Source organism: Flavobacterium psychroterrae (genome assembly GCF_018380615.1).
Lineage (GTDB): Bacteria > Bacteroidota > Bacteroidia > Flavobacteriales > Flavobacteriaceae > Flavobacterium > Flavobacterium psychroterrae.
The window spans coordinates 1-7178 of sequence record NZ_JAGYVZ010000056.1 but is presented as its reverse complement, the minus strand read 5'-3'; the positions used below and the strand labels follow the sequence as shown (position 1 = coordinate 7178).

Here is a 7178-nt window from a genome sequence, read left to right as displayed (position 1 = left end):
AGCCTTTAATGAGTGTTTAAATGATATTAAAAAGCCAATACGTTATGTATTGGCTTTTCTGCGTTTTGGCTGAAAAATGTACATTTTAAATTAAATTTGTGTACATTTCAATTTTTCGATTATATAAGCGATAAAGATATTTTTGAGATTAAAATCTAAAATGCTTTTCTCTTTTTCTCGTCCTCTTTTTTCTTCTTGTCGACTTGTTTTTTCTCTACTTCCGGATTGAAAGGTACACTTAAATCAATTGCCTGATCTACGTCCCAATTCGTTCGCACGTCAACATCTGTCTGGAAATAAAAGACTTCCTCAGCATACTTTTTGTTTAAAAAGTCTCCTGAATCATAAATTTTGTTCTTATTATCGTCATAAATTATTCGAATAGTAAACTTTTCCGGTACCATTAAATTGAACTCAATTTTAGTTTTACCTTCAGAATAATCGGTAGCATAAACAACGTCACCTTTTTTATTGGTTACTTCAACTATTATAGGAAATCGTTTTACGTTTTGTAAATTCAAAACAAGATTTCCATAATCAGAGTATTCTTTTGTCGATAATTTATAGATTAAAGTATCATTTGATTTTTCGTAAAAATCAGTCAATGCGCCGGGAAAAAAAGTAATGTTGTACTTTTCAACGGGCTCTTTTTTAAAATCAACATATAATTTTTGCTCAAATTCATCATATTCTGTCGTATAATCTACCGCAACAGAATCTTTGTTGACTAATCTAATTTTTGATTTGTCAAATTTTACTAATGGCGTTGAAGATTCCAGCGTAAATCTTTCTCTAAAATTTAGAGTTCCGCTTTGTAATGCTGTAATATTTAATGTGTCTTTCTTTTGATCTTTAACTTTAAAAGTAAACTTTTTATCATATTTATCCTTGCTGATTTGCATTGACAATGAATCCACTTTTATTGGTTTATACCAAACTTGTAAGGAATCCTTTTTAGGAAAAGCAGTAACAATGGTTTCTAAAATTTCATTATTATTTTTAAGAACAATTTTAGGTTTAGAAGTTTTAAAATTTTGTTTCCCTTCATAAGGAAGATAAACTCTGTTTCCGGAAGCCTGAATTGGTTTGAACGCTTTAAGCGGAAGTGTTTCCTTGAATAATTCCAGTTCGAAAACAGTGTCGTTTGGAACCGTAATATAATCTTTAAGAAAACCTATTTTATCATCTTTAGGATTGTATCTGTTGTTTCCGCCTTTATCTTTCAACGCAACTAAAAGGTATTTTCCCGCCTTTAAATTTTCTAATTTAAAAGTTCTCAAACTGTCAAGTGTATTCGTGATATATCTCGGGCTTTGCTTGTAGATTAAGGAATCCTTAAAAGTATCATTTACCTCATATAACATTACCGATACAAAATTATCTACGTTTTTTTCGTATGCATCTCTAACAATTCCGTTAATTGAAAGCGAATCGATATAAGATCCGGTCGAAAAAATATACTTGAATTGATTGATTGCATTTTCTTCATTATTATCTGCAATACTTTGCCCGAAGTTGAAACTATAAGTAGTATTAGGCAGTAAAGTATCTTTTATTTTAATGGTAAAATCTTTACTTGCAATCGTAGGCAAAATCACCGGCTCATGTTTCATTGGCGGCGAAATAATAAGCTGTTTGTTTAGATTTTTAAGTTTTACATATTCATCAAAGCCTAAAATGATTTCGTTTCCTGTAAAATTAGTGCTCATGTTTTTTGGAGAACTATATCTTAAAACCGGAGCAAGAGTATCTTTTAATCCGCCGGTAATGCTGCCTCTTTTAGCACAGCTCAACATTAAAAATACCAGTAATAAGGAAATATATCTGAAGTTGTTTTTCAACATAACGGTTTCTGAATTTGATTGCACAAAATAACGATTATATTTGCTTTAATTGAAATTTTTTATCCATTTATTAGGATTTATAGCTTTTGTCTGGCGCTATTTTTTTGAATTTGAAATCATCGAGAGGATATAATTTCTTACTTTTGATTTCAAATTTAATTTTTCCAGGTTTTGATAAGAAGATATTTCTTTGGTTTGCTATTTCTTTTACTGATTTCCTGTGGTAAAACCGAAAAGCCAATTGTTGCTTTTTATTATTGGAAAACCATCTTCAAATTGTCTCCAGCCGAGAAAGAAGTATTGCACGATAATGAAGTTAGTAAGCTTTATATCAGATATTTTGATATAGGTTTGCATCCCGTAACGCAGGAACCATTTCCGGTTAGTCCTATTCATTTTAAGGAAAGTACCAATAATTTTACTATTGTTCCTGTCGTTTTTATCCAAAACAAAGTCATGTTACTCTCACATCTTGATATTGATGATCTGGCTCAAAAGACGATTCGGTTGGTTGAGGAAATTAATGCTAAGAATAAAATTAGTTGTCAGGAAATTCAAATTGATTGTGACTGGACTTTAAAAAGCAAAGACAATTATCTTAAATTTATAGAGCAATTCAAAAAACTTTCGCATAAAAAACTTTCGGCAACAATACGGCTGCATCAGGTAAAATATTTTAAGACAACTAAAATTCCAAATGTTGATTCCGGAGTTTTGATGTATTATAATATGGGAACAATTGCGCCAGATTCACTAAACTCAATTTACAGTAAAAAGATTTCAGAAAAATATCTCAAAAGCCTGAAAAAATATCCGTTGCATCTTGATTTTGCTTTGCCCATTTATTCCTGGGCAGTTCATATCAGGAATCAAAAAGTAATTGGTTTACGTTCAAAATTAAATGTAAGCGAATTAAAAAAAGATGCTAATTTTAAATCCATAAGTCCAATATTTTTTAAGGTTATAAAATCCAATTACAAAAATGGCGTTTTTTATGAAGAAAGTGATTTGCTCAAAACAGAAGCAATTTCTTCAGAAGATTTAAAAGAAATGGCGGAACAATTAGACGAGAATGTAGTTCAGGCTCCTAAAGAAATTATATTTTACGATTTAGACGAATTCAATATTAAAAATTATGAAAAAAATATTTTTAAACAAGTTATTTCTTGTTTCTAGTGCTGCTTTACTTTCGGTATATGGAATAATTTATGCTTGTGGCGGCGGCGATGACTGGGACTTTATGGGGTACAATTCTAATTTTACGCCGGAAACATTTACAGATAAATCCTATTCACCACTTTTTTTATCCGGTGATATTTTTTACGGAATTGGTTTTGATACACAACATAATTCCAGATTTAATGACAATATAAAATCAGATTGGGAGGGATATTTAAAAGGGAAAGTTGATCCAGCCACGGTAAATTATTTTCTGATTGGGGAGGAAACGAATATGTATTCATCTGATAAAAAAACTGCCCAAAATAAAACGGATATTACGCAGCTTCACACTTTTTTTAAAACCAAAAAGGAAAATCCAACTTCATTAAAATGGGGAAAGAAAATTAGTTTGAAAGATGCTAAAGTAAAAAGTTTTATTGAGTTTTTATATCTGGCACAAAAAATAGAAACCGTTTCTATTGGTGATGATTATTGGAGTTATGATCCCGTTGTGGCGAAAACTTTTGATGATTTAAAAATGATTCAGTCAATCGAAAACGTGTATAATACAACTTCAGATTCATTTTTAAAAAACAGGTATTGGTTTCTTACTGCAAAAGCGTATTTCTACAGCAGTAATAAGAAAAAAACAATTGAATTTTTTAATAAAACAGAAGCTTCTGTGCCTAAAAATGTCTTGTATTATCGTGCGCTTTCTTATATCGCAGGAATAAATTACAAACAGAAAAAATATTCAACGTCAAATTATTTATATGCTCAGGTTTTTGATAAATGTCCGGAATTAAGGGTTGTTACGGCGTATAGTTTTCATCCGCAAAATGATGCCGACTGGAATAAATCTTTGGCATTAGCTAAAAATAATAAGGAAAAAGCGGCGCTTTGGGCAGTTCACGGATTTTATAAAGATGAAACTCAGGCAATAGGTAAAATTTATGAATTAGATCCTAAAAGCGAACATTTGGATTATTTGCTAACGCGTTTGGTCAATAATCAGGAACAAGCCATCAATAGTTCATTTGAGGCAAAAACAAATCCGGATGATTACAAAACTCCGGCTGTAAAACAAACCGTTGCCGAGAATAAAGAAGCAAATAAAGCTAAGATTAATACGAAAGCTTTTGATCTGGTTGCAAAAATTGCTGCTGCAGGAAATGCTGAAAAGCCATATTTGTGGGATATTTCATTAGGATATTTGCAAACGTTAAAAGGTGATTATGCTGCTGCGGACAATAATTTGAATAAGGCAGAAAAAACAATGCCTAAAACAGAATTGGCGAATTATCAATTGCGATTGCTTCGTTTTGTAAATAACATGAGTAAAATTGATAAATTGACGGATAAAAACGAAAAAACAGTTTTGGCTGATTTGAACTGGCTGTATAACGAACTTCCTAAAACGTATAAAGGACAGGAATTTCGTTATCAAAATGCAGCATCATGGAGCAAGAATTATTTAGCAACACTTTATCGTGCAAAATCAAATCCTGTAATGGTCGAATTGTTTGGCGGAGAAATGCCTGATAATTATTGGGGTGCCGGAAATTCTTTCTATGATAATGAAAAGAGCTTGCTTGAGATGAAAGCATTTTTGGCTAAGCCAAATAAAACCGAAATTGAGAAAATAGGAGCGGGGATTTATAATTTGAAACTGAAAGACATTAATAATTTTCAGGCGGTTCAGTCCACTTTTAAAAATAAAATTCCCGAAGCAATTGCTTTTATTCAGCAAACAGATTCGGTTCAATATTATACTTTTTTAGGAAATCCGTTTAACGGAAATATTAAGGATTGTCACGATTGCGATCATGCAGCATTTCAAAAAAAGAAATATACGCAACTTGATTTTTTAAATACTTTAAAATCAATGCAGGATAAACTTGCTCAAAAAGAAGATGTTTATACCAATAGTTTACTACTTGGAAATGCGTTTTATAATTTGACCCATTTTGGGAACGGCAGAACTTTTTATGAAATAAGTATTGTGGGTTATGGTTCAAGCCCATATTCGTTTAGGGATTCCATGAAAAAAATGATTACCAATTGTGATGTTCCTAAAATGTATTACCAAAAAGCATTTGAAGCCGCAACGACAAAAGAGCAAAAAGCAAAATGTATTTATATGCTGGCAAAATGTGAGCGTAACGAATATTATAATAATAAGTATAACGGACTAAAAAATTGGTGGGAAGCCGAAGATGATAAAGTCAATTTTATTGCCTGGAGCGGTTTTAAAACCCTTAAAAAAGAGTATTCAGATACTAAATACTATCAGGATGTAATTGCTGAATGTGGTTATTTTAATACTTACGTGAATCAATAGATATAATTGATTTCTTTTAAATTTAAATGTCATGGTAAATAAAATAGAACATATCGGGATTGCGGTTAAAAACATGGACGATGCAAATGTATTGTTCGAAAAATTATTAGGCGTACCATCCTATAAAATGGAAGTTGTAGAAAGCGAAGGAGTTTCAACTTCTTTTTTTCAAACCGGAACTAATAAAATTGAACTTTTAATGGCAACAAATCCGGAAAGTCCAATTGCGAAGTTTTTAGAAAAAAAAGGAGAAGGAATTCATCACATCGCTTTTGATGTAGAAGATATTCATGCTGAAATTGATCGATTAAAAAGTGAAGGTTTTGTATTGATTAACGAAGTTCCCAAGAAAGGCGCAGACAATAAATTGGTGGTTTTTTTACATCCAAAAAACACAAATGGCGTTTTAGTGGAGCTTTGTCAGGAAATTAGATAAAAAAATGTAGTTTTTTTATTTGAAATAAGATGTTGAAAATCAATTATGTTGTGAGAATATAGCGACTGCTATTGAAATTAAATAGAAATCATATCCCAAAATATTTGGAGTGAATAAAAAATAGTAGTAATATTGCATCCTCAAACCGGTCCTATAGCTCAGCTGGTTAGAGCACCTGACTCATAATCAGGTGGTCCCTGGTTCGAGCCCAGGTGGGACCACTACTAAAATCAAGCCTTTACAGTGATGTAAAGGCTTTTTTATTTTCGTGTGACGAGCATTTGACGAACATCAATTGTTTTATAATCAATTAGTTTTGTTTACTTTTATATAACTTAATTGATTATAATATGACCATTTATATCTACATCTTGTCATTTATTCTAATTTTTGGGAGAATTGTTGTTCCTATATATCTGCTTTTTAGATTGTTTTTCATAGTTAAACCTCTATTTGTAAATTTATATTTTGAAGAGAAATTTAGATATTATGTAGGAATTAATAAAAGTAGGTTGTTGATCTTGGTTCTAATTTTCCTTTTGTCATTTTTATTAGGAGTCATTCTTGGTAAAGAAGTTATGAGTGTTTCAGAAACTTACAAAATCTTATTAAATCTCTTTTTGCTTGTTTTTACCCAGTCTCTATTGTTTTTTATGTTTGAAATAAAAACACCTACAAGTATTTTTAAAATAGTAAAAGATTGTTTTGAAAACCCTAGCGAAATATTTAAACAAAAGGAAGTTGTTTTTGAAGAAAGTGATGTAATTGGATCAATGAATCAGAATGGTGTGAATTTTAAAGATGCCATAAACTTGACCAATGGAGATATTATTAAGCAGATTCATCAAAGAGAGTTTGATCTAATAATAGAGAAGTATATTAATATTTTTCGAGATAGTTCTTCAATTGAAAATCTTTATAAGTTATGCAATGGAATGGAAATAAAAGAAGGATCAATTTCAATAAGAATAAATAATAAAAGAAATTCAAAACAGAACATAATTGAAATATTGACATCTCTTTTCAATATTCAAAAAAATTGGAATTCACATATTAAAGATAAAACAAACACCAAAATTATTGATTTTTTTAATAAGTATATTAGAATAAATGATGGAGATAAAATTTTACACCTTAACGATTTTACACGATTATTTGAAAAATTGCCTTGATCGCTGTGTAAAATTTGATTACTCAAATATGTTTTTTAAAGATAAAATAAGCTAAAGTGATTTGTTCTGTTTGATAATTTATTATTATTAGTTATTTTAAATCATTGTTGTCCGATAAAAAAAGAAGCCAAAAAGATGGCTTCTTTAAATGAATCGTAAATTTGTGTTTCGACATACAAAATACGATGAGTAAAAGTAATTATTTTTCTAGTAAATCTGTTTTC

At 30.2% G+C, this 7178-nt stretch carries 5 protein-coding genes and 1 tRNA gene; 5 read left to right on the top strand and 1 reads right to left on the bottom strand.

What is annotated here, in order from left to right; genetic code table 11:
* Nucleotides 1-155: 155 nt before the first annotated feature.
* On the bottom strand, nucleotides 156-1844 hold the full coding sequence (locus tag KHA90_RS24795; RefSeq protein WP_213308183.1) for an Ig-like domain-containing protein: 1689 nt from the start codon (nucleotides 1842-1844) through the stop codon (nucleotides 156-158).
* A gap of 171 nt (nucleotides 1845-2015) precedes the next feature.
* Between KHA90_RS24795 and KHA90_RS24790 the strand changes: the two genes are divergently transcribed.
* The 5 genes from KHA90_RS24790 to KHA90_RS24770 all read left to right on the top strand — a co-directional run bounded on the left by KHA90_RS24790 (nucleotide 2016) and on the right by KHA90_RS24770 (nucleotide 6954).
* Nucleotides 2016-3020, top strand: a complete 1005-nt coding sequence (locus tag KHA90_RS24790; protein ID WP_213308181.1) for a hypothetical protein — start codon at nucleotides 2016-2018, stop codon at nucleotides 3018-3020.
* A complete protein-coding gene (locus tag KHA90_RS24785; protein WP_213308179.1) occupies nucleotides 2980-5346 on the top strand; it encodes a hypothetical protein in 2367 nt (788 codons plus the stop codon). The genes KHA90_RS24790 and KHA90_RS24785 overlap by 41 nt, the downstream gene beginning before the upstream one ends.
* A 31-nt stretch (nucleotides 5347-5377) precedes the next feature.
* Nucleotides 5378-5782, top strand: coding sequence for a methylmalonyl-CoA epimerase (gene mce, locus KHA90_RS24780; RefSeq protein WP_213308177.1), 405 nt, complete (start codon nucleotides 5378-5380; stop codon nucleotides 5780-5782).
* A 147-nt stretch (nucleotides 5783-5929) separates the two neighbouring features.
* Nucleotides 5930-6003, top strand: a tRNA-Ile gene (locus KHA90_RS24775).
* 318 nt (nucleotides 6004-6321) lie between these two features.
* The gene (locus KHA90_RS24770) at nucleotides 6322-6954 is read left to right on the top strand and encodes a hypothetical protein (protein WP_213308175.1); all 633 of its coding nucleotides are present in this window, start codon (nucleotides 6322-6324) and stop codon (nucleotides 6952-6954) included.
* Nucleotides 6955-7178: the final 224 nt, after the last annotated feature.

Coding starts and splice junctions, on each gene's coding strand:
- KHA90_RS24795 (WP_213308183.1), bottom strand. CDS start 1,844: ATGTTGAAAAACAACTTCAGATATATTTCCTTATTACTGGTATTTTTA.
- KHA90_RS24785 (WP_213308179.1), top strand. CDS start 2,980: ATGAAAAAAATATTTTTAAACAAGTTATTTCTTGTTTCTAGTGCTGCT.
- mce (WP_213308177.1), top strand. CDS start 5,378: ATGGTAAATAAAATAGAACATATCGGGATTGCGGTTAAAAACATGGAC.